Genomic DNA, 23,143 nt, shown 5'->3' on the forward strand with positions numbered 1-23,143 from the left:
CACTATGTTAAGGATTAAACGCTCGCTGTGGGTAGCAATGACCGTTTTGGTGATGGTTTCACCAACGGCATTCAGCCAGACGGTTGGCAATTTGGTAGACATTCAGGGGGTTCGTGGTAACCAACTGGTGGGATACAGTCTGGTGGTGGGTCTGGATGGTACTGGTGATAAAAATCAGGTGAAATTTACCAGTCAGTCCGTCACTAATATGTTGCGTCAGTTTGGCGTGCAGATGCCAGCCAAGATTGACCCGAAAGTGAAAAACGTCGCGGCGGTAGCTATCAGCGCGACACTGCCACCGATGTATGCGCGTGGTCAGTCGATTGATGTGACGGTTTCATCCATTGGTGATGCCAAAAGTTTACGCGGTGGAACGCTACTGTTAGCACAGCTGCGCGGTGCCGATGGTGAAGTTTATGCGTTGGCTCAGGGTAATGTTGTGGTTGGCGGCGTTAGTGCACAGGGCAATAGCGGTTCCAGCGTGACGGTGAATACCACCACTGCGGGTCGCGTACCCAATGGTGCCAGCATTGAACGTGAAATTCCCAGCGACTTTCAGAGCAACAATCAAGTCATGCTTAATCTGAAGCGTCCAAGCTTTAAAACAGCCAACAATATTGCCGTGGTGATTAATCAAGCGTTTGGTGAGAACACCGCAAAAGCGCAAAGCGCGACCAATATTGCGGTGACTGCGCCGATGGATCCTAGCGCCAGAGTCTCTTTTATGTCGATGTTGGAAGAGTTGAAGGTTGAATCCGGTCCGCAGAAGGCGCGCGTGGTGTTTAATGCGCGTACCGGAACGGTTGTGATGGGGGAAGGTGTTGTGGTACGGGCTGCGGCTGTGGCACACGGTAATCTTTCCGTCACCATTAATGAGCGTCAGAACGTTAGTCAGCCGAACTCTTTTGGCGGTGGTCAAACGGCAGTCACGCCAGAAAGTGATGTTAACGTGACTCAGGGCGGCGCGCATATGGTTACGGTTCCTGCCGGTACCAGCCTGAAATCTATCGTGAATACCATTAACAGCTTAGGTGCTACCCCAGATGACGTGATGTCGATTCTGCAATCGCTGCATGAAGCTGGTGCGTTGGATGCTGAGCTGATCGTTATTTAAGGAGAGCGGAATGGTTAATTCAATATCAGGTTTCGGCGCGGTAAATAATACGATTGCCGGTGACCTTAGCGGTACAGCTCGGCCAGAAAGTTTGGAGCAGGCGGCTCAGCAATTTGAAGCGTTATTCTTGCGTTCTATGTTACAGCAGATGCGTAAGGCTGCCGATGTATTAGCGGCTGATGATGACCCATTTAACAGCAAACAACAGCGGATGATGCGTGAACTTTATGATGATACGTTAGCGACATCGCTGGCGTCTCAGCGCAGTGGCGGCATTGCTAATATGTTGATTCAACAGCTCGGCAGTAAAGATGTTAAATAAGGGATTTAAGTTCAGTGAAATTTTGTCGCTCTAATTAAGCGACAAACTGAAAACGATGCGATGACCCGATTGCTGCTGCTGGCTCAGGGAACGATATAACGTAGGATAACAGTATGAGTATGATAAATATTGCTTACAGTGGTGCTCAGGCTGCGCAGTCGCAGTTGAATACCACGGCGATGAATACGGCCAACGCCTATACGCCAGGCTATAGTCGTCAGCGGGCGGAACAGAGCGCACTGGTTGGATATGGTATGTCGGCGGGCAGTGGTGTCGAAGTGACCAGCATTCGCCGTATTTCCGATCAGTATCTGGTTAATCAGCTATGGCGTTCTCATAGTGAGAACGGCTATTACTCCATGAACCAACAATATGTTGGTGCGTTGGAACAAATTATTGGTTCTGAAAGTACCGGTCTGGGCTACGGACTGGATAAACTCTTTGCATCTATGAATTCAGCAACCAGCAAGCCGGATAATCGTGCACTGCGTGAGCAGGTGATTAATGAAGCTAAAGCCACGGCAACCCGCTTTAACAGCATTAATGAGTTTATTAATACTCAGCAGCAGGGGATTACTACTCAGCGCGATGCGACGATGACCAGCATTAATTCCATGAGCAGCAGCCTTGCGGAGTTCAATAAGCAAATCAGTGAGCTGGAAGCTAAGGGATACAACGCCAACGCGTTGCGCGATGAACGTGACCAGATGATTAATGAGTTAAGTAATCTGGTTGAGGTTCGTGTGACGGAAGCGGGTGATGGTACGTTGACCATTGCGTTGAAAGACGGCCAACCGCTGGTGAGTGGCAGAAACTCATCTACCTTACAAATGGGCGTTGATGGCAGCGGTAATCCTGCCATGCAGTTAACTTTCTCTGGTACGACATTTGGTGTCGATATGTCTACCGGTGGACAGTTGGGAGCACTGCACGACTATGAAACAGGTACGTTGGCAGAAATGCAGTCCACCGTAGCCAGCATGGCGAAAAGCATCGCTGAAAATTTCAATGCGCAGTTGGCAAAAGGCTATGACCTGAATGGACAACCGGGTAAGCCACTGTTTACCTTCGATCCGAATAATCCAAAAGGCATGCTACAAGTTACTGACATAAGCTCAGATGAATTAGCTTTTTCTTCGGCAGATGATGAAGAAGGTAACGGTGAAAACCTGCAGGCGCTGATTAATATTAAAAATGAAAACATGCCGATTGATGGCTTGGGCAATATGAGCCTGAGTGACGCCAGTGCCGCTTTAGTGAGTAAGGTCGGTATTGCCAGTCGTCAGAATCAGGTTGAACTCAGGGCTGCTGGTGCGGTGCTGCATGAAGCTCAAACCCAACGCGATAGTCTGAGTGCGGTAAATCTGGATGAAGAAGCGGTTAATCTGTTGGTTTATACCCAGGCTTATCAATCGAATCTGAAAGTTATCGCCACTGGCGATCAGATTTTTTCTGATTTACTGGCGTTGTTCTAAGACAGTATTAAGCCCTTGTTTTGTCAGGTGTGGCTGACGACATAAGAGCAGGAAATAGCTCAGCAGTCACGGGAGCCTGAAATGAATAATAAAGGAATAATTAAATGAGAATCAGTAGCTTACACACATCATCAGCGATGCTAAGAAGTATCAATAATAACTCAATCGCGCTGAATAAAACCATGGAGCAAATGTCCCAAAAGAAACGGGTGTTGGTGCCTTCAGACGATCCTATTGCCAGTACGCGTTTGGTTCAGTTAAGTCGTGAACAGGCGGCGATTGGTCAGTATAAGAGCAATATTACTGCGGTTTCCGGTAGCTTAGCGCAACAAGAAACGCATATGGATGCGATAAATAAACAGCTGCTTTCTTTGAGAGATAAGCTGCTAACCGCTTCTAATGCCACCAATACCGCTAAAGATATGGATGGCTATGCCAGTGAAATGCAGGCGATGTTGGACTCGGTTGTCGCAGAGCTGAACACCAAAAGCGAAGATGGACGTTATATTTTCTCTGGTACTAAAACTGGTGTGCAAACCGTAGTGTTTGATGAGGCTTCCGGTAAGTACGTTTTTCAGGGCAATAATAGTCAGCGTGAAACCACGGTAGCTAACGGCATTGATATTAAAGAAAATACCACCGTGGGTGATGTGTTTTTCGATGGAAGTCACGACCTTCTCAATGATCTTAATTCGTTGGTTGGCAAGCTAAAAGATCCAAATACTGACTTCAGTTCTGAAGAGTTTTCCGATGCAATGAAGAACATGATTGATACGGTTGATGATGCTTATGATGCCGTGAGTTCAAAAGTTACCGAGCTGGGTGGGCGTCAGAATACGCTGAGCATGCTGGGTGATGCCCATACTGATGTGGCGACTTCAAATGAGCTGGTTCAAAAGGATCTGTCCGAGTTGGATTATGCTGAAGCCTCTATCAAGTTAAAGGGTTATATGGTCGCGATGGAAGCTACTCAGGCAACCTACGTACAAATTACCAGACTATCGCTGTTTGATGCGATTTAACCGAGCGGGTTATGCAAGTAGCTTTACAATCACCCAATAGTTTTAGTTCCACTTCCCCGCTTTCGCGGGGACAGGTTTCTCGTACGGCTGGCGTTGGGCAAGTTACCGGAAGTCGCCCGTCAGACTTTCCCGATTCCCCCTTTATTTCTACTCGGCCATTACGCTATAACGTTCAGCTTAATGAGCAGCTAACGTCTGTCCAACAAGCGGATAATTTTTTGCGTAAAGTGGAGAATCATCTGTTGGCTTTGCGCCAAGGTGTGTCGTCCAACGGTGCCGTGAGTGCCGCTAAGCTGCAAAAGCATGCTGATAGCCTGACATCGCTGATGGATAAGCGTAATGCATATTCTGGTGGCACAGTAGACCGTCGGTTGAATGCGGTATTGGGTGAGAAACAGCCTCAAGTGAATTTCTCGCTACAGGGAATTGGCAATGTGTTGCAGAAGCCAGAGGGAGAAACGTTAATTTTCTCATTGGCGGGTACCAAGCGCGATATTGCCGCGGTGACGATTCGAGAGAATAGTTCACCTTCGCAGGTACTGAGAAGCCTTAATCTTGGATTAGGTAAGTTTGGCGTTCAGGGAAAATCGGTTGATGGTAATCAGGTGGTTTTTGCAGTTAATGAGAGCCAATGGGAGCGGGTATCTGAGCATTTAAGCGTCAGAGGTGAAGGACAGCGTTATCCTGATGGGGTCTTTTATCCGCTGAAGGCCGTGGCTGAACCTGCACCGGAAGATACGATTCGTAAGGTTAGCGATAACCTGTCTGGTGCCCGATCTCAGTTGAGAGATATCCAAGGTATCTTGGAGCAGGTGAATGGCCAGCGTCGACAGCTTATGCAAATTAAAGACAATGTGCGTTCGCGTATTGACGGTATGGCAACCTTTCAGAATGAGGGAGCCGCGTTGCAAGCTTCAGCGATTCTGTCTGATAAATTGAGTTCCGGAAGTAATGATTTTAGCACCGTCACTCAGGCACTTGGTGGTCAGGCTAATGTTCGTAGCCTAACGGTAAGAAACTTGTTGGGTTAAGGGAATAACAAGCTAAAACAACCTCCGTTATTCCGGTGAAAACTAACCCCCTTCGTCATGCTGGTGAAAACCAGCATCTAGGTTTTAGATTAATGACAACGTTTGGCCTAAGGGTGAGATGATTCGCTGCGCTCCCCCTTCGGGCCATCACTATGTGAATGTTTACTTCGCCTACGGCTATGCGTTCCAGCTTTCGCTGGGATGACAAGATTAGTGATGGGATCTCGAGGTAACTAACAGATTTACAAAGTAAATATTGAGATGACAGAGTGAATAAGTCATTACCTATAAAGTGAACATACTCAAGTAAACGGTATTATCCCATCAGATTGCTTTTTTCTTACCGATTAACCATTTTTATTGCTAGCTGGTGCTGCTAGTGGCTTGGGCGCAAGTACTTGTAATATATTGCTTCCTTTAGGATGAACAAACAGCAGGCCATTTTGTGTTACAACCAGTTGATCGGTTTCAGTTGCGTAGCTATTTATTAGCAGTGGCTCCCGTTTTGAGCTGTCCATTACACTATCAATGAGCTGGTCAGGCATCGGATTGTAGTAATAAATGGTGGAAAATTTAAAACTGTTATTTCCACTAACCTGAGTATCCAGAACCATTCTTCCTTTGATGATTAGTCGGCTGTTCTTTGGAGTGGTCACGTTAACCAGAATATCCTGCATACCAGGATAGAGCCGAACGTCATAAACCTCTTCTTTTTTTGACAGCAGATCGTAGAAACCAAGTTGCGACTCAAGATCCATATCTTTTAGGATTTCACTATCCTGCACTTCTGGTGAATTAGCGGAAGCTATATTAACCAGCGATAGGCTAATTGCTACCAGACCAGACACAAGTACCAGGCCTTTAATTATTACACGTAGCAAGCTCATTAAGTTTTCTCTCTGTTTCATGGTAAATCAGTGTATTCAGTCGTTCGTTATTAATACGCCAGTGGTAAATATTCATGCTGAGTTCTTTGTGTTCACAACTGGTCTTTATAGAAATAGTGTAATGCAGTATTGAATCAGTCGCCCGATAATAGACATCGAGTGTTGCATTACTTTGGCGTAACTTACCATTTATGTTGTTCAGCGATTCTTTCAAACGTTCCGGTACGCTGTAAGAAGCCTGACTCAAAGGTATTGAGCTTTTCGACACCTGATAAAGATTAATGTGATCGTAGGGCTGATTGACTTCTTTATTGATCACCATCCCCTGAGGTGGGGATATCGGCGCGTTGGGATTAAAGAAAAATACGCCAATAGCAAAAGCCAGTGCCGCCATGACAACAGCACCAATATAAAACGGATATCTTCTACGTCTGCTTGGTATTTTGCTGATGATGGTGGCAGTCGCGGATGAATTAAGATTGCCCGCCTGATGCTCGGTGCTTTGCTCTTCTCCCTGATGGTTTTCCAAACATTGCTCAAGTTCCATACTTGTCGCTTCAGGAGCGGGTGTATCACTCAATGTGTTAGAGAGTGGTTCATCATCAGCGATATCCGGATTACTTGGGGCTTCCTGCTCTTGATATTTGCAGAACTCTTTTTCCAGTAAGTAACCTTTCTTGGGAATGGTTTTGATGACTTTTTGATTTTTGCCATCATCGTCCAAAGCCGCTCTTAATGCATGGATAGCATTTGGCAGGCTATTGTTACCAATAACGCGTTTTTCCCAGACCAGACTGGTAAGCCGCTCTCTGGAAAGAACGACGCCAGCATGCTGGGCTAATGTATCCAATAATTTCAGTTGGTATTCACCAAGGCGTTTAACTTCCTTTGTTTCCTTGTGGATGATGGAACCCGACTCATGATCGATTAGCCAACCATTGACGAAGCAGTGCATGTTATTATCTTTCATGTTTAATGAGGTAAAAACCTTTTTTGTCGCGTCTTAATGATGCTCTATCGTTAATAATTAGAACTAAAACGGCAGGAAAGAGAAAAATAGAATTCTTTTATAGCCATTTTAATATCAGTTTATTTACCGGTGAGTCCGTTCTGAAGGAGGAATAGCAGGGGTTATAAAAACTCTTACAGAGATAGATGTTAAGCGTTATGAACAATCAATGTAAGATTAATGCTGGTTTTTCCTAAGCTGAATCCTATAGCCGTTATGTCTATATTTTTACTTTAAACCTTTGAAATAATCAACCTGACTCAAATAATATTTTATTAATAGTTGTAACTAAATAATATTCTCATCATTAATCTTCGCGATTTTTATATCTAAAAACATTGATTTTTAATTTATCATCTTGAAAAAAAAGGATATTAATTATTAATTAATATGTGTGATGATTGTTGTTGTCATTTGGCGGAATGTTTTCTGGATGTTCTTTTTTTGTTAAAAATATTTTTTTTGAAATTAATGTGAAAATTAATATAAAAAATAAATCGATTTTATTTTATTTGAGCAAGACTATTTCTATGATAAAAATCGAATAAACCATATAAAAAGTATGGTTATTTTAACTATTTATAATGGAAAAATACGATTTTCACCTAAATATGAAGCTACTTATTTGCCAGAGAGTAAATCTTTTTTTATCTTTTTATCGGCTTTAATTTGGGTAACGATTTTTTCGTAACGTTATGACTGGCGATTATTAGTGTTAGTTTACTAACTGCTTAAATGTTCTTATTTCTTGTTTTTTTATTGTAGATTCTACTGGTTATTTTTTTGCTGTTTTTTATACGCTACATTGTGTATTAAGCTCGTCAAATAACGTGAATACATTAGAATTTGTGGGCTTACTGCTCCAAATACTTGGTTTGCTGGTGAGTTATGCTCATTTTTCTACTGTAAAGTGAGTTGATATGATCGCGGTGAGTGCTCACTGTTTTTCCAATTTACCTCTTACCGTTCTTTGAATGCGGTTACTTCAATACTTCCTTGTTTTCCCTGTAAAGATAATGTTCCTTTTTAAGTGCAACTTAAATTATTTATGCGTTGATTGTTTCCATTGTGTTGCGATTTATGCGTTGATTGTTTTTTTATTGTTTCTATTTAGTGTCGGTATTTTACTTTTAACTGGAATTATTTATTAAATAATAATAATTAACGTTGGTTTATGGCTTTCAAATATGTTGTTTTTAGATTTATAATATCCCGCCTAATTTTTAGGTGTGGTTGTTTGTTTTGGTATTCTGATGGAATTCAACACTAGATGTTGCGTTAATGTATTTTCATGGAGGAAGTGTGGCTCTCAGAGAGAGTGTAATGTTAGCTAATTTTAATAATGGTATTTAAATGAAAGTCTGTAAAAGTACGGCACTGTTTCTTCTTTTTGTCACTTCCACATGTTCCCTTTCTGCTATTGCGGCTGAATCTGCCAGAATTACTGTAAAAGGCACATTGGCTCCTTCTGCGTGCGCTATTTCTATTGATGGTTCAGCGGATTATGGCAATTTGAAAATTGGCGAGCTGAAAGAGCAAGGCCCAGAGCAAAATGGATATCAGCTGAAGCATAAGCCTGTTAATTTTAATATCCAATGCAGCACTCCGGCAAAAGTGGCGATATCTGCACAAGCGGATAGCCAACCAGCGACCAAGCCTGGTTTTGGTATCAGAAGCTACTTTAGTGATACGAGCACGATGAATAGTGAGCAACAGCAACTCGGTATTTTGGGCATGGTTGGTGAGCAAGAGCTCGGTTATTTTACCGCTATTCTGGCCAGTGCAACGGTAGATGGTGACGATGCCGAGCTGATATATTCCGATAATAACGGAAGTACTTGGGCGGCGGACAGTAAGAACGTTAACTCATTAATGAATCAAGATGGCACTAAATGGCATACCTGGGGAAAAGGCCTGGTACCACAGAGCGCTTCTAATATCGCTGGAATTATCAATATCTCTGCTGCCGTTGATCCTAAAGTCGTGGATGAGGCGAAAGACGCTATTAACTTTAGCGCCAACACCACTATAACCCTGCAATATCTGTAAACCATCACCATATTGTCTGGCAGTCACCTGCCAGACAATACTTATCCGCCGTTCTTTTTATCAAGACCATTTTCTATAAAGTGTATTTGTATGAATTTTCAATTGTCTGCTTATTTACTCTTGGTTAAGCGCGACCGCTTGAATAAGTTATTCTCTGTCGCGCCCCCTCATTTGGGCCATAAAAGATCAACGTTGTTGTCCTGTTTATTATTGGCGGTGTTATCAATTTTTACTGTTGGAGCACATGCATCCGGAGTATTACCGGAGTCTTCCGCCGTTATTATTAACGAAGCACAGAAAGGCGGCAGCATTAATGTAAAAAATACTGAAAGTGTTCCGGTGCTGTTGTATACCAAAATTGTTGAGCTATCTGACGATCGTGAACCTCGCCTGATTGTGACCCAACCTGTGGCGCGTTTAGAACCCGGTCAGTCTCAGCGAGTACGCTTTGTCTTGAACAGCAATACACCGCTGCAGCATGAACATATTAAGCGCGTTTATTTTGAAGGGGTGACTGAACAAACCTCTGATAATAGTCAAATATCTGTTTCAGTGCGTCAGGACTTACCGGTGATTATTGTGCCGAAAGGACTGAGTAATAAACGCGATATGTGGGTCGATCTGGACTGGTCTGTGAGTGCTGATCGTCTAAAAGTGACCAATACCGGGCGTCATGTGGTGCGTCTGACACCGCAGATCACGTTGCAGCCAGCAGGGAAAGTTCTGTCTCTGAGCAAAAACTATATCCTGCCTGGTGAAAGCCTGTTTGCTACCGTGCCTAACGGTATTCGTCTTAGCAGTCAGCAACAAGTCGTGTTTTCCCCAGTGACGCGTTACGGGTTTGATGTGGGGGAACAAAAAGCCCTTCTGAGCGGGAAATAATTGCTCAGTATTATGAAAATACTTCACCGCTCATTACTGATTATGGCTATTACGCTAACGGGTTTCTGTTGGGCGTATTCTGTGCAAGCTGAAGGTTCCCGACCGACACGCTTCAATGAGAGTCGGTTGAAGGCTCTCGGTATTGATCCATCCACTGCGGCTTACTTCTCTGAAGGTGCTCGTTTTACGCCGGGTATTATGGAAGTGGCGTTACAGATAAACGGTGCCAGCCGGGGTATGCAGAGGCTCAATTTCGGTCGCCGTGGTGAGATGTGTGCGGATGAATCATTTTTTACGTTAGCAGGTATTCAGCTTACCTCTTCCCTGCCGCGGGATTCGGCGCAAGCCGACGCGTGCCCGGCGTTAACCGATGTCTGGCCAACCGCGACGATCTCTTTGCTGCCAGCGACTCAGGAAGTCAAGATTGTGGTGCCGCCTGAAGCGCTGGAGAAGGAAAATAATCAAAAAAATTATCAACAGGGCGGTACCGCCGGCCTGCTAAATTATTCGGCTTATCATTCACATTTTACCTCTGATTTTAGCCGTTCAGATTTTAGTTACCTGAACCTGGAAACTGGCCTTAACGTCGGTGACTGGATGGTTCGAGGTACTCATAACCTGCGCCAGAGCAGCGCAGGTGGATTCACTTTCGATAATGCTTATATATACGCACAAAAAACGCTGGTGAATAGAAAGCAGTTGCTGCAGGCCGGGCAGATAAACTTTTCCAATAATCTACTGACTGGTGCGGCGATTGATGGCATGCAGTTGGTGCCGCAGACCGCACTGAACCAGTTGGGTAGCGGTGTGCAAGTGAATGGGATGGCCAGAGCCGACCAGTCACGAGTGGACATTCGTCAGAATGGAATCCTGATTTATTCTACGTTGGTACCGGTTGGCCCCTTTACGCTGACCGATATTCCTGTCTTGAACACTACCGGCGATTTACACCTAAAGGTGATAACGCCGAGCGGGCAGGAAGAAGCGTATACCGTCACTGCGGCATCATTCCGTAGTCTGGTACCAAAGGCACCAGAAAGCTGGTCTTTGGCGTTGGGTCGCCTGAGAGCTGATGATGTCAGCCAAGACTATCAGCGCCCTTGGGTGGCCAGCCTGTCTGATGGTTGGGGGCTTTCCCGTCAGGTATTACTGGAGGCGGGGGCTATCACCGCTTCTGATTATTTGGCGGGCGGTGCAGGTTTGACCGTTAGCCCACACCAGAAAATATCGATGGGTCTGTCTATGGCATTGAGTCAGGATCGGAACCACGATCGGCGGGGAGCAAAGAGTACCGCCTCGGTGAACTGGCAAGCGCCGATGAATATTGGCTTTGGTGGGGATATCACCCGGTATTCACCCGGTTATCGCGAGCTAACAGATTCAGTTTCCATTACCGATTCTCCTTACAATCGAACCAGTGCCGGTCTGAGAATGAGCTGGCACCAGAGGATGCTGGGTAATGTTTCGATCTCTGCCAGTCAGATTCGTCAAGGGAATAATAGCGGGGACACCCGCCGCCTGATGGCTACCTGGAACCGTAACTTTGGTTTTATGAGTGCATCAGTAAACTGGCAGCGCCAGAGTCGGCATCTGCGCGACTGTCACGAGTCTTATCGGTGTCATGATACCGATCGTGACAGCGTGTTTGTTAACTTTAGTTTTCCGCTGGGTGGGCAGCAGGTCAGCAGTTATTACCGTCATTCATCGGATTCATCGGTGGCGGGTATGCAGGCGAGTGGCAGCATGACGCAAAATAGCAACTGGTCGCTAGCGGCAGAGCACAATTTAAAACAGGAACGTAATAATAGCTTATCGGGTAATTTGACCGGCAACCTGCATTACACCACTGCGGGGCTATATGGCTATGCAGAGGATAATAATGTACGTAACTACTCCGGCACCTTATCCGGTGGTGTGGTGCTACATCAGCAGGGGATTGTGTTTTCACCGCATAAGATTCACGACACCTTTGGCGTGGTAGCGGTGGAACCTGCCGTCAGCGGAGTGGAAATCAATACTCCGCAGGGAACGGTATGGACAGATTGGCGGGGGAAAGCGGTTGTGCCTGGTTTACCAGCCTATGCTCCCGGTAAAATTGAGTTGAACACCGAACAATTGCCGGAAAATATCGACGTCAACAATGGCTATCGACAGGTGGTTGCTGGGCATGGTGCCGTGACCGATACCCGCTTTCTTCTACAGCAAACGCGTAATGGGCTGCTGACGGTAACGATGGCGGATGGAAAACCCTTGCCGAAGGGCAGCGCCATTACCACTGAGGACGGTAGTTATGTGACTACGGCAGTGGATTTTGGGACGGTGTTTCTCACTGACTTAAACGGCCAACGTCCGCTTATGGCACGTTGGCAAGAGCAAAGCTGTAGCCTGCATTATTCTGTGCCTGAAAAAGCAGGGAAGGGTGAGGCATATGAAAGTATCACAGCGACATGCAGTTAATCGCATAATAAAGGTGGATGTGTGCAACGTAACATAAATCAATTATTTCAGTTTGTTAGCTTGGCATTAGTGTTATGGGGTGTTGCTGCACACAGCATTGCACAAGGCTGTCAGGTGGTGGCGGCACGCCCGGAAATAGCGCTGGGTAGTCAGCGTTATTCTGCCGATGCGGACATGCTGTTTACCCGTCAGGAACTGACTGTGACGGCAGAGTGTGCGGAGGAGGGGCCGATAACGTTGCTGATTGACGGTGAGTCGGATGTTAGTGGCCAGTATTTCCGTTTTGGCACCGCGGGTAGGATGTTAGTGTCGCTGTTATCGATGCAGTATAACGGTAGGGATACCGAATTGAGGCTCAGTGCTGCGCAACAAGAAGAGCGGCGGGTATCATCCGGGCAGTCAGTCATATTGTCACCAGGGAGCCAACTGACGACCTTAGCGTCAGAATATGCCGGGGACGATCGTCATTTATTGACTCTGCAACTGCGTTTAGATTTTCCGGCAACAGGAAATGAGGGACGGGTTCGTGATTTGACCGAGTTGGACGGCCAGATAAGGTTTGAGGTGTATCAATAGCATTGAGTTTTTTCGGCGTCAGATAACCTATTTGCTCCATTCGACATAGTAGAGCGGTGATTAGAACGGTTATATCCACCATTCTGTTGCGATTAATCTTTTTATTGAAATGTTGCTAGTGTTATTAGCTGTATTTATTCTTTTAATTAGACTTTTTATCTTATTTTATACTTTGAATTTAATTCTGGAAGAATTTGTGCCGTTTATCTCAAGTACTAACCACACTATGGATAGAAATTGAATCTAAACTTGCGGAGATATGGAACATGGCACTATCAATTTATACAAATGCTTCATCAATGGCTTCTACCAATTCATTGAATAAATCTAATAATGCTCTGAGTACTGCAATGGAGCGTTTAGGTACTGGTAAACGTATTAACTCTGCAGCTGACGATGCTGCTGGTCTACAAATTGCTACTCGTCTTCAGGCGCAGTCAAACGGTATGAGCGTTGCTCAACGTAACATTTCTGATGCAACAGCAATGCTGCAAACAGCTGAAGGCTCATTTGATGAAGTTACAAACATTCTGCACCGTATGAAAGACCTGTCTACTCAGGCAGCTAACGGCACTAACACCACTAAAGACTTAACCTCTATGCAGTCTGAGTTTGGTGAGCTAAGTAAAGAGCTGGACAATATCATGACTAACACCTCTTACAGCGGTGACAAATTGTTCACTAAGCTGGGAGCGGCTGTAGATTTCCAAATCGGTGCTTCTTCATCTGAAAAAATGACTCTGGATATCAGTGCCGATCTGACTAAAGTTACCGATCGTGTTACCGCGCTGAAGACCGGTACCATCGCAACAGGTACTGATGCAAACGCCATGATCGATACATTGAATACCGCTCTGGACGAAGTCAGTGGCGTGCGTTCTTCACTGGGTGCCAACATTAACCGTCTGGGCCACACAGCGAACAACCTGTCTAACATGAAAGACAACACTAACGTAGCTATCGGTAACATCATGGATGCAGACTTCGCTTCTGAAGCTTCTAACATGAGCCGTAACCAAATGTTGGCACAAACCAGCATGTCAATGCTGAAGCAATCTAACAGTATGTCTGGCATGGTGATGTCTCTGCTGGGTTAATTTTATCGTTGAAATAACGCCCGGATATGGGCGTTATCTCTGATATTTCATTGCTAATAAAATTATTTAGCAAAAAAGAATAAAAAAAGTGACTGGAGGACTTAATATTACGATTGATTGTGTCGTTTATATTAAGTACTAACCACAACGGATAGAAAAACAGGTTTATATTTAGGAGATAATATAATGGCACTATCAATTTTCACTAACGCTTCTGCAATGGCTTCTACCAACTCTCTGAACAAATCTAACGGCGCACTGAGCACCGCTATGGAACGTTTAGGTACCGGTAAACGTATTAACTCAGCCGCTGATGATGCTGCTGGTCTGCAAATTGCGACTCGTCTTCAAGCACAGTCAAACGGTATGGGCGTTGCTCAACGTAACATTTCTGATGCAACAGCAATGCTGCAAACAGCTGAAGGTGCGTTCGATGAAGTGACTAACATCCTGCACCGTATGAAAGATCTGTCTACCCAGGCAGCAAACGGCACTAACACCGCAAAAGACTTAACTTCTATGCAGTCTGAATTCGCCGAGTTAGGTAAAGAACTGGGTAACATCATGGAAAACACCAGCTACAGCGGCGACAAGCTGTTTGGTGACAAAAAGTTAGGCGCTGAAGTTAAGTTCCAAATCGGTGCAAGCTCTACCGAAACTATGACATTAGACTTAAGCACTAAATTAACAGCGCTGGATACTGAGCTAAAAACCACCGTTGGTGCAGCTGATATCAGTGTTGCAGACAAAGCAAACGGCATGATTGATACCATCAATACTGCATTAGATAACGTGAGTGGTGTTCGTTCTACTCTGGGTGCCAACATTAACCGTCTGGGCCACACAGCGAACAACCTGTCTAACATGAAAGACAACACTAACGTAGCTATCGGTAACATCATGGATGCAGACTTCGCTTCTGAAGCTTCTAACATGAGCCGTAACCAAATGTTAGCACAAACCAGCATGTCAATGCTGAAGCAGTCTAACAGCATGTCTGGTATGGTTATGTCACTGCTGGGATAATTTTCCCACAGAATGTATAGATAAAAACACTGCCTTTATGGCGGTGTTTTTTTTACCTCTCAATTCCGCCTTAATCTGACACTTTTCCCATCTAAATTATTTCATCCTACATATTTTCTATTTGTTATTAAGTTTTCACTGTTTTGTACCGCTCTAGATTAGTGGGATTACGCCATAACCAAGGTGCTAATGGTCTTAATCCGTTAGGCATGGGGAAATAGCGGAAGAATACGGTCTATTTCCCAATGGTCGAAAAGGAAGGTTTCCTTCCGCATCTTGTTTATTGATTTGTTTTATAACGAATTATTTTTTGGCATGGAACTTGCTAGATAAGAAGAGAGGAGAAGGTGTATGTCAGATTTTTTAAATTTAGATCCACAGGGTACCGCTGAGAAACTTGCGTATTACGACATCTTGACGATGAAGACGCAACTTGTATCACAACAAAAACAGCTGGCTTCTCAACAGGCTGCTTTGAAATCACTAAGAACATCGTTAAGTGATTTCCGTACCGCAATGAACGATCTAAATAAAACTAATAACGGTATGTTGCAGACTTCGGCAAAGGCCAGTGTTGAAGGGATGGCGAATATCACCACCAATTCAAACGCGGCTAAAGGCAACTACTCCTTTTTTGTTTCACAACTGGCAAGTGCACATCAGTCGGCGCTGACTAACATCACCGATGATGATATTGCCAACGGTAGCGGAACGCTTTCTCTGTCGATGAATGGTAAGCAGCTTGATATTGATATGACCGATATCAACAGTATTGAAGAGCTAGCTGTAGCCATTAACGGTAATGATGATAATCCAGGAATGACCGCTTCCGTTATCCGCTCTAATGGTGAGATTTCGCTGATGTTAAGCAGCGATGAAACCGGAGCGAAAAACCAAATTGATGTAACGATGAGCGGTAGTGCATTTGTTAACGCTCAAGAAACTGAAATTACTAAGGCTCAAGATGCCGAGGTGTGGATTGGTGAAGAGGGTAAAGGTATTAAAGTTACCAATGACTCCAATACCTTCACCAACCTGATCCAAGGTGTAACGCTTGAGTTTAATCAGGCGAGTAAGCCTGGTGATGCTGCACTAAGAATCAATGTTGGCACCGATGATACGGTGACCAAAGAGAAGATGCAGTCTTTTATCGACGCCTATAACAAGCTGGCGACGGATTTAGGTACGCTGACTAAGAGTGGTGGCAACCGTTCAGATCGCGGTCCTTTTGCCGGTGACTCGGGCATTATGGCGCTGGAACGCCAGTTGAACAGCATTATCCGCGCTGACTTTGGCGGTCATCAGTTAACTGAGTTTGGTATTACCGCCGATCGTGAAGGTAAGTTGAAACTGGATAGCGATAAATTCAGCAAACTCCTTAAGTCAGAGCCTGCCGCATTGACCAATTTCTTTAACGGCAACGATGGGCTGATTAAAGGTGTTGATAAATTAATGGATGGCTACCTCAGTTCTTCTAAAGGCGAACTGAAAATGCGTCAGGAAACGCTGGATCGTAAAGAGAGCCAGTTGACCGATCGCGAAGCCTTGATTGAAACGCGCTATAACACATCATATAGCCGCTATCTTAAGCAATTCAGTCAGTTACAGAAAGTTATGGCACAAATGAACTCAACGTTGAGTATGTTTACCACAACAAAATAGACCGGCTGGTGAGTTAAATAAGGACAATTATGTATAGCAATCAAACAGATGGATACTCGCTGTATCAGGAATCCGATTTGGCAATGCAAGCGGCAGCGGCAACGCCTTATCAATTAGTGATTATGCTTTTTGACGGCCTAATGGATGAATTAGTGCGGGCAAAAAGCCATATTGAAGCTAAGCGCTATGAGCGTAAGGCTCACAGTATCAATAAATGTATTGATATTCTGAACGCCTTAACCAGTGCGTTGGATTTTGAAAAAGGCGGCGAGCTGTCTATTAATTTAGCCCGCTTGTACGATTACAGCGTTTATCGTCTGTACGATGCCAGCGATAAGCTGTCAATTACTCAAATTGAAGAAGTTGAAGCTATTTTGGCCAATATCCACGATGGCTGGAAGAATCTGGGTACCAAAAGTGAATGAGGTTAATGAGGTTAACGCCATTCGCGAGTTAGGTATTGAATTAAAGCGCGTAGCTTCGCTGCATCAATGGGTTCGATTGCTTGAAGTTGATCAGAAAGTGGCTCAGTTATTACTGACATTTCGTCAGCGGGATGATCTCTCACCTGAAACGCTGGAAGCGCTTAAGCGCCTCCAGCAGTTGCATTTGAAAACTATCGAATATTGTCGTCGTGAACAAGTCATACTCGAAAGCAAAATGCGGCATCATCGGAGTAATCGCGAGGGCATGGCAGCCTACGCCTCGGTTGGATTTCATGAGGAAGAGTAGCTAAATGAATATTAACTCTTTTGCCCAGTTTTCTTCTCCTGCGTCAGGACAATCCTCGGCACAGGCAAGTCCACTGGAGAATCTGATGGGCTTATTATCCAGCGCTAGTCAAGGGCAGGATGGAGCGACATTCTCACTGACGGATTTATTGCCGGCATTAACCGCGCACGTCAATGAAATGGCCGATAAAAACTCGGATTTAACGCTACCGGAGTCTGGTAGTGAAGTGCAAATCGATCCTGCGTTGCTGTTGGAGAATCTGTCTGCAGGTAATCCTCAGGAAGGTATTGCGGCATTGTTGGCCTATCTGGTGAATGGTGAAGTTCCCAAGCCGAAGACGGGGGATGTCAATGCTCAGCCGCAAGACGCATCGGTAAAGCAAACTACGCCAATGAACGGGGCGACGCCGGTGATAACACCGGAGATGAGACAAAGTTTATTGTTAAATAATGGACTGGTGGCTCAAGGTCCGGCGATGCCTGCGGCAAACGTCAATTTGACCGAGTTACTGAATCCGACGCCGATGTTACGCACTGAGAACACTCAACCTGAAGTTGCGGCAACAACGACACCATTGACGATGGTGAGATCGCTGCTGGACAAGACCGAAGGTTCATCGACGGTGTCATCAGCATCGTCATCGACATCTCTGGCGTCAATAATGACGGGGTTGCCAAATAGTTTATCAACGGAAGACCAGACGGTTGAGCGTACTGCTAACTGGTCTACGGTAAAGATGCAGCCAAGACAGGAAAATTGGTCGCAGCAGCTGCATTCAGTATTAAGCGATAGGTTACAAATCCAGAGCGATAATCGAATTCAGCACGCCACTATTCGCCTTGATCCACCGGATATGGGCAAGATTGATATTTCGCTTCATATGGACGGCGGCAAGCTGCAAGTGCAGATCAATGCCAATCAGAATGATATCTATAAGGCGCTGCAACAAATTAGCCATGAGTTGAGACAGACTCTGGTTGAACAAAATTTTACTCAGGTTAGCGTACAAATTACCTCAAATGGACAGCAGCAACAGCAGGGGCAGCATCGCCAAGCGAATGGGCAGCCTCAGGAACCTGAAATTGCCAAACAGTCCGAGGCTGAAGAGTCAGCAAAACCGAAAGATGACACCATCTTAACGACAGCTTAAGGGATTTTGAGCGGATGAAAAAAAATATAGTACTGGCCTTAATTGTAGCGATTTTTAGCGCCTCTTTAACGGGATGCGTCATGTTCTTTGCCGGTAATGGTATGGCGACAAAAGAACAAGATAAGGAAGGATCCGGTATTAGCAGCCTGTTTTCCTCCAAAGAAAAGGAAACTGAGGTTCACTTCGTCACCATTAAAAATATTGTTATCACTTTGAATTCTGATTTATCCGGTAATAACGCCAGCGGATATGAACACTATTTGTTACTGGATTTAGCGTTGACGGCCAAAGATACCGACAGTGTGAAAAAAATTGAAAGTGCTATACCTTTAATACAGAGCTCAACGGTGAACCTGCTGACCAATATGAAGTACTCCGATATTCGTAACACCAACGTATCGGACTTAAGAAAAAAGTTGTTGGCTGAGTATCAGAAGGCCTATAAGGGCCTGAATATGACAGTCACATTCAATGACGTATTGATCAGCAAAATGGTTTTCCAATAGCGGGGAACTGGATACGGAGTAATGAGCGAAATGCATACTACAACGCATGGGATAGCGGAGTTTCAAGATGTCGCTCTGATGAGTGCGCAGGAAGAGGAGGCACATCTGAAAAGCTACCTACCTCTGGTCAAGCGCACGGTGAACCAGCTGGCATTTCAGGCCAGTAGCGTTATGGATCGTCAGGATATGGAACAAATTGCGCTAATGGGATTATTGGACTGTTTAAGACGTTACGGTCCGCCAGATGAGCAGTTTGCCGCTTATGCGATTCATCGGGTCAGAGGGGCAATATTGGATGAACTGCGTCAGCTTGACTGGCGGCCACGGCGTTTACGTCAGAAAACGCATAAGTTAAATGATGCGATTCGTGAACTGACTAAAAAGCTGGGTAAAGAACCCAATTTTGACGAAATTTCTCAGGCACTGGGCATTTCCGCTGAGGAATATCAAGAATATTTGCTGCTGGATAGTGCCAGAGCAATGGAGAGTCTGGATGAATTGTTGATGCCAGAATCTCAGACGGACGTATTGCAAAGCCGTTCTATTGAAGATGAAGAGATCGCCCGGAGAATGTTAGCCACGGCGATTAAGTCGCTGGATGAGCGTGAGAAAGTGATTTTGAGTCTCTACTATCAGGAAGAGATGAGTTTAAAAGAAATTGCATTGGTTATGGACCTGACTGAAGCGCGTATCTGTCAGATGAACAAGAAAATTTCTGAAAAAATTAAGTGTTTTTTCTAGTTTGAGGAAGTTATGCAGAAATTATTAGGCATGCTAATTGTATTTGGTTGCGTTTTTGGTGGATATGTTGCCGCCGGTGGTAAAATTGTTTCGATATGGCAGCCTGCTGAAATTATTATTATTTTGGGCGCTGGATTTGGTGCTTTGGTGATTGCTAACCCGAAGCATGTGCTAAAAGAGATTTTTGCTCAGAGTAAAGCCTCATTTAAGAAAAGCGAATATACCGCAGAATTTCAACGTCAGTTACTAATGATGCTGTATGAGCTGCTGGAAATGGTACAGGATGGCGGCTTAAAAGTACTGGATCAACATATTGAAGTACCGGAAGAGAGTACTTTATTTCAGCGTTACCCTTTACTGCTTAAAGATAAAAAATTGATGACCTTCGTATCAGATAACTTCCGACTGATGGCGATGGGCAAAATTAATGAGCATGAGCTTGAAGGGATCCTTGAGCAGGAAATTGAAGCGGTTGAAGATGAAATTTTAATTCCTTCCCGTTCAATGCAGCGTATTGCTGAAGCGATGCCTGGATTTGGTATCTGTGCTGCGGTTTTGGGTATTATTATTACCATGCAGTCTATCGATGGTTCCATTGCGGTTATCGGTTTAAAAGTTGCTGCTGCACTGGTGGGAACTTTCCTCGGCGTATTTTTTAGTTATTGTCTGTTAGATCCATTATCTAATGCAATGGAGCAGCGCTCACGTATTCAGCTTTCACTGTTGGAATGTGTTCGTACCGTATTAGTCAATCACGTTGCCGGTAAGCCAACGTTGTTGGCGGTGGATGCCGGACGCAAAATGCTGCCGTTAGATACTAAACCGACCTTTGCCAAGCTGGATGCCTGGGTTAATGAGATGATGGAAGCGGCATAATGAAGAGGGCTGGAAAGTCGGGTCATACCACGATAATTAAACGTTCGTCTAAACGTGGGCATCATGCGCTGCATACCGGCGCATGGAAAGTGGCCTTTGCTGATTTTACGTTGGCAATGATGGCGCTGTTTATGGTGCTGTGGATTGTTAACTCAGTGTCTCAGGAAGAGCGTGAAGAAATTGTTTCTATGCTTAACCGTCATTCCATTTTTGACGGTAATCCTTTTTCACCGATTAGTTCATTTGATGGTTTACCCGCGAAGCCGATGCCGGTGAGAGCGCCGGTGAGTTCGGGAACGATTCCGCTAGAGAAAACCTCAAATATTGCTCCCCATCGTTCGATTCAGCCACCATTACCACAGATTCCTAATCCTCGGGTTTCTTTGGCGGCAGCTTTAAATAACTCCAAAATGGAAATGGAAGAACTGGCTCGGGTGATTTTAAAAATCACCGAGGCGTTGGACGCTGGCTCTAACCTGAATATTGAAATTGTGCCGCAGGGGTTACGTATTTTAATTCAGGATGATAATTCTCGGGAAATGTTCCAGCGCGGTAGTGCGCACTTATCACCTTTTTTTAATGACTTGCTGATGCAGCTTGGCCCGGTGTTTAATGAAATTGATAATCCAATGATTATCACCGGCCATACCGATGCGGTGCCTTATAAGAGCCGAGAAAATTATAATAACTGGAATCTGTCCGGTGACCGGGCGCTGGAAGCACGGAGAGTGTTAGAGAAAAGTGGTCTGGACGAAAGCAAAGTGCTGCAAGTTAATGCCATGTCTTCTCAGATGCTGCTGGATAAAAACGATCCTGACGGTGCACAGAACCGCAGAATTGAAATTATGGTTCTGACCAAAAGTGCGGCGGATGCCCTGTATCAGTTCTTTGGCGATCACGGTGAGAAAGTGGTGAAGCCAGCGGCGGATAAACTTACGCAGAATGCCGCAGGTTAATGTTAATGGGGGCATTTAGTCCTAATGCTTGTCAGTTAAGCTTAATGACAGCGAAAGTTTCGTCCACTATCAGTGCAGAGCATTAATCAACGTAGGTGCACGTGGCCGAGAAGAGGGCGTTAGGCGAACGCCCTCTGCACTCCCACGCCTTCGCCCCGAATCCAGGTCGCCGTTGGCGACTCCCCTACGTCATTCCAGTGAAAATCTATGGCTACGCATTCCCACTTTCGCGCTGAGGAATCCCCAGAAAAATAAACATGAATTCTTAACTATGATTTATATTGTCATTCCCACATTTATACCGTCATCCCCGCGAAAGCGGGGATCTCGTTCTTAAGCCAAGCGTTGTCGTTAAGCGAAAACATTAGATGATTCGCTGCGCTCCCCTTCGGGCCATTCGCTATGCGAATGTTTGCTACGCCTGCGGCTACGCGTTCCGGTTTTCACCGGAATGACGAAGGGGGGGAATGCGATCATATTCTGACTGAGTCACTAATAAGTGGAACAAATCGCTCACAAAACACCCACTTTAATCCTTTGAATCCCCAAAGAAAAAATTTGTGGGGATTCCTCAGCGCTTTCGCGAGGATGACGGCATTAATATTATCAATATGGCCTACTCAGTACCCTTCGTCATGCTGGTGATAACCAGCATCCAGGTTTAGCTTAATGACAACGTTTGGCTTAAAGATGAGATGATTCGCTGCGCTCCCCCTTCGGGCCATTCACTATGTGAATGTTAGCTTCGCCTGCGGCTACGCGTTCCCGCTTTCGTGAGGATGACGGCATTAATATTGCCGATATAACCTACTCAGTACCCTTCGTCATGCTGGTGAAAACCAGCATCCGGGTTTTAGCTTAATGACAATGTTTGGCTTAAAGATGAGATCCCCGCTTTCGCGGGGATAATTGGGATGACGAGAATTGGGATGACAGTAAGGGAGAAATACCTTAATCAAACCATCAACGCAAAAACGCCGGTTGTTTAGCTTCATAGGCGGCGATAGCATCACCGTGTTGCAGGGTTAAGCCAATGCTGTCCAGACCGTTAATCATGCAGTGTTTACGGAATGCATCAATATTGAATGCATAACGCTTACCGCCGGCCATAACCGCTTGGTTTTCCAGATCAACCGTAAACTCGACTCCTTCCTGACTTGCCACCAGATTAAACAGTTCATCAATTTCGGTTTCGCTCAGAATCACCGGCAACAGCTGGTTGTTAAATGAGTTACCGTAGAAGATATCGGCGAAGCTTGGCGCGATAACTACTTTAAAACCATAATCGGTCAAGGCCCATGGCGCATGCTCACGGGATGAACCACAGCCAAAGTTTTCACGGGTTAGCAGAATCGAAGCGCCTTTGTAACGTGGTTTGTTCAACACAAAGTCAGGATTCGGCTGCTGGCCGGCATCGTCTAAAAAGCGCCAGTCGTTAAACAAATGCTGGCCGAAACCGGTGCGGGTAACTTTCTGCAAAAACTGTTTCGGAATAATGGCGTCAGTATCAACGTTTGCTGCATCTAACGGAACCACAATGCCGGTATGTTGAGTAAATTTAGTCATGCTGGGT

General features: G+C 45.1%; 22 protein-coding genes. 19 read left to right on the forward strand and 3 right to left on the reverse strand.

The annotated features are described in order from the left end of the window. The first annotated feature begins 37 nt into the window (after positions 1-37). The 5 genes from EL341_RS03870 to EL341_RS03890 all read left to right on the forward strand — a co-directional run bounded on the left by EL341_RS03870 (position 38) and on the right by EL341_RS03890 (position 4,964). The gene (locus tag EL341_RS03870) at positions 38-1,114 is read left to right on the forward strand and encodes a flagellar basal body P-ring protein FlgI (RefSeq protein WP_269471918.1); all 1,077 of its coding nucleotides are present in this window, start codon (positions 38-40) and stop codon (positions 1,112-1,114) included. A gap of 10 nt (positions 1,115-1,124) precedes the next feature. Continuing rightward, positions 1,125-1,436, forward strand: a complete 312-nt coding sequence (locus tag EL341_RS03875) for a rod-binding protein (RefSeq protein ID WP_047780133.1) — start codon at positions 1,125-1,127, stop codon at positions 1,434-1,436. Positions 1,437-1,549: 113 nt separating this feature from the next. Beyond that, positions 1,550-2,911 carry a flagellar hook-associated protein FlgK gene (gene flgK / locus EL341_RS03880; RefSeq protein WP_074820101.1) on the forward strand — a complete coding sequence of 454 codons (1,362 nt, stop codon included), beginning with the start codon at positions 1,550-1,552 and terminating at the stop codon, positions 2,909-2,911. Between the two features lie 104 nt (positions 2,912-3,015). After that, complete coding sequence (gene flgL / locus EL341_RS03885; RefSeq protein WP_074820099.1) at positions 3,016-3,933, forward strand: flagellar hook-associated protein FlgL; 918 nt, start codon at positions 3,016-3,018, stop codon at positions 3,931-3,933. Between the two features lie 11 nt (positions 3,934-3,944). Continuing rightward, positions 3,945-4,964, forward strand: coding sequence for a hypothetical protein (locus EL341_RS03890; protein ID WP_074820097.1), 1,020 nt, complete (start codon positions 3,945-3,947; stop codon positions 4,962-4,964). 347 nt (positions 4,965-5,311) lie between these two features. Here EL341_RS03890 and EL341_RS03895 read toward each other — a convergent pair whose 3' ends face one another. Both EL341_RS03895 and EL341_RS03900 read right to left on the reverse strand, forming a co-directional pair. Further along, entirely contained in the window at positions 5,312-5,851 is a 540-nt protein-coding gene (locus EL341_RS03895; RefSeq protein WP_074820096.1) for a hypothetical protein, read from the reverse strand. Further along, entirely contained in the window at positions 5,826-6,806 is a 981-nt protein-coding gene (locus EL341_RS03900) for a transcriptional regulator (RefSeq protein ID WP_074820592.1), read from the reverse strand. The genes EL341_RS03895 and EL341_RS03900 overlap by 26 nt, the downstream gene beginning before the upstream one ends. 1,407 nt (positions 6,807-8,213) lie before the next feature. Between EL341_RS03900 and EL341_RS03905 the strand changes: the two genes are divergently transcribed. The 14 genes from EL341_RS03905 to lafU all read left to right on the forward strand — a co-directional run bounded on the left by EL341_RS03905 (position 8,214) and on the right by lafU (position 21,570). Further along, positions 8,214-8,909, forward strand: a complete 696-nt coding sequence (locus EL341_RS03905) for a DUF1120 domain-containing protein (RefSeq protein ID WP_074820094.1) — start codon at positions 8,214-8,216, stop codon at positions 8,907-8,909. A 90-nt stretch (positions 8,910-8,999) separates the two neighbouring features. Then, entirely contained in the window at positions 9,000-9,791 is a 792-nt protein-coding gene (locus EL341_RS03910) for a fimbria/pilus chaperone family protein (RefSeq protein WP_083399606.1), read from the forward strand. A 12-nt stretch (positions 9,792-9,803) separates the two neighbouring features. Continuing rightward, positions 9,804-12,248: a fimbrial biogenesis usher protein gene (locus EL341_RS03915; RefSeq protein ID WP_126467053.1), complete on the forward strand. Its 2,445-nt coding sequence runs from the start codon at positions 9,804-9,806 to the stop codon at positions 12,246-12,248. A 21-nt stretch (positions 12,249-12,269) separates the two neighbouring features. Then, positions 12,270-12,824: a DUF1120 domain-containing protein gene (locus EL341_RS03920; RefSeq protein ID WP_074820089.1), complete on the forward strand. Its 555-nt coding sequence runs from the start codon at positions 12,270-12,272 to the stop codon at positions 12,822-12,824. Between the two features lie 266 nt (positions 12,825-13,090). Further along, a complete protein-coding gene (locus EL341_RS03925; RefSeq protein WP_074820087.1) occupies positions 13,091-13,921 on the forward strand; it encodes a flagellin N-terminal helical domain-containing protein in 831 nt (276 codons plus the stop codon). 186 nt (positions 13,922-14,107) lie between these two features. Further along, positions 14,108-14,947 (forward strand): flagellin N-terminal helical domain-containing protein, encoded by an 840-nt coding sequence (locus tag EL341_RS03930; RefSeq protein WP_047780142.1) that lies wholly within the window; start codon positions 14,108-14,110, stop codon positions 14,945-14,947. 351 nt (positions 14,948-15,298) lie between these two features. Further along, positions 15,299-16,609, forward strand: a complete 1,311-nt coding sequence (gene fliD, locus EL341_RS03935; protein WP_047780143.1) for a flagellar filament capping protein FliD — start codon at positions 15,299-15,301, stop codon at positions 16,607-16,609. A 29-nt stretch (positions 16,610-16,638) separates the two neighbouring features. Further along, the gene (fliS, locus tag EL341_RS03940) at positions 16,639-17,034 is read left to right on the forward strand and encodes a flagellar export chaperone FliS (protein ID WP_047780144.1); all 396 of its coding nucleotides are present in this window, start codon (positions 16,639-16,641) and stop codon (positions 17,032-17,034) included. Beyond that, a complete protein-coding gene (locus EL341_RS03945) occupies positions 17,027-17,341 on the forward strand; it encodes a hypothetical protein (protein WP_047780145.1) in 315 nt (104 codons plus the stop codon). The genes fliS and EL341_RS03945 overlap by 8 nt, the downstream gene beginning before the upstream one ends. A 4-nt stretch (positions 17,342-17,345) precedes the next feature. After that, positions 17,346-18,491: a flagellar hook-length control protein FliK gene (locus EL341_RS03950; RefSeq protein WP_074820086.1), complete on the forward strand. Its 1,146-nt coding sequence runs from the start codon at positions 17,346-17,348 to the stop codon at positions 18,489-18,491. Positions 18,492-18,505: 14 nt separating this feature from the next. Next, positions 18,506-18,997 (forward strand): flagellar basal body-associated FliL family protein, encoded by a 492-nt coding sequence (locus tag EL341_RS03955; protein WP_047780146.1) that lies wholly within the window; start codon positions 18,506-18,508, stop codon positions 18,995-18,997. 30 nt (positions 18,998-19,027) lie between these two features. Beyond that, positions 19,028-19,738, forward strand: a complete 711-nt coding sequence (locus EL341_RS03960) for a FliA/WhiG family RNA polymerase sigma factor (protein ID WP_047782513.1) — start codon at positions 19,028-19,030, stop codon at positions 19,736-19,738. Positions 19,739-19,750: 12 nt separating this feature from the next. Continuing rightward, positions 19,751-20,614: a flagellar motor stator protein MotA gene (gene motA / locus EL341_RS03965; RefSeq protein ID WP_047780147.1), complete on the forward strand. Its 864-nt coding sequence runs from the start codon at positions 19,751-19,753 to the stop codon at positions 20,612-20,614. Next, positions 20,614-21,570 carry a putative lateral flagellar export/assembly protein LafU gene (gene lafU, locus EL341_RS03970; RefSeq protein ID WP_074820083.1) on the forward strand — a complete coding sequence of 319 codons (957 nt, stop codon included), beginning with the start codon at positions 20,614-20,616 and terminating at the stop codon, positions 21,568-21,570. The genes motA and lafU overlap by 1 nt, the downstream gene beginning before the upstream one ends. Positions 21,571-22,533: 963 nt before the next feature. Here lafU and leuD read toward each other — a convergent pair. Beyond that, positions 22,534-23,136, reverse strand: a complete 603-nt coding sequence (gene leuD, locus EL341_RS03975; protein WP_074820082.1) for a 3-isopropylmalate dehydratase small subunit — start codon at positions 23,134-23,136, stop codon at positions 22,534-22,536. Positions 23,137-23,143 lie beyond the last annotated feature (7 nt).

Source organism: Pragia fontium (genome assembly GCF_900638655.1).
Taxonomy (GTDB): Bacteria; Pseudomonadota; Gammaproteobacteria; order Enterobacterales; family Enterobacteriaceae; genus Pragia; species Pragia fontium.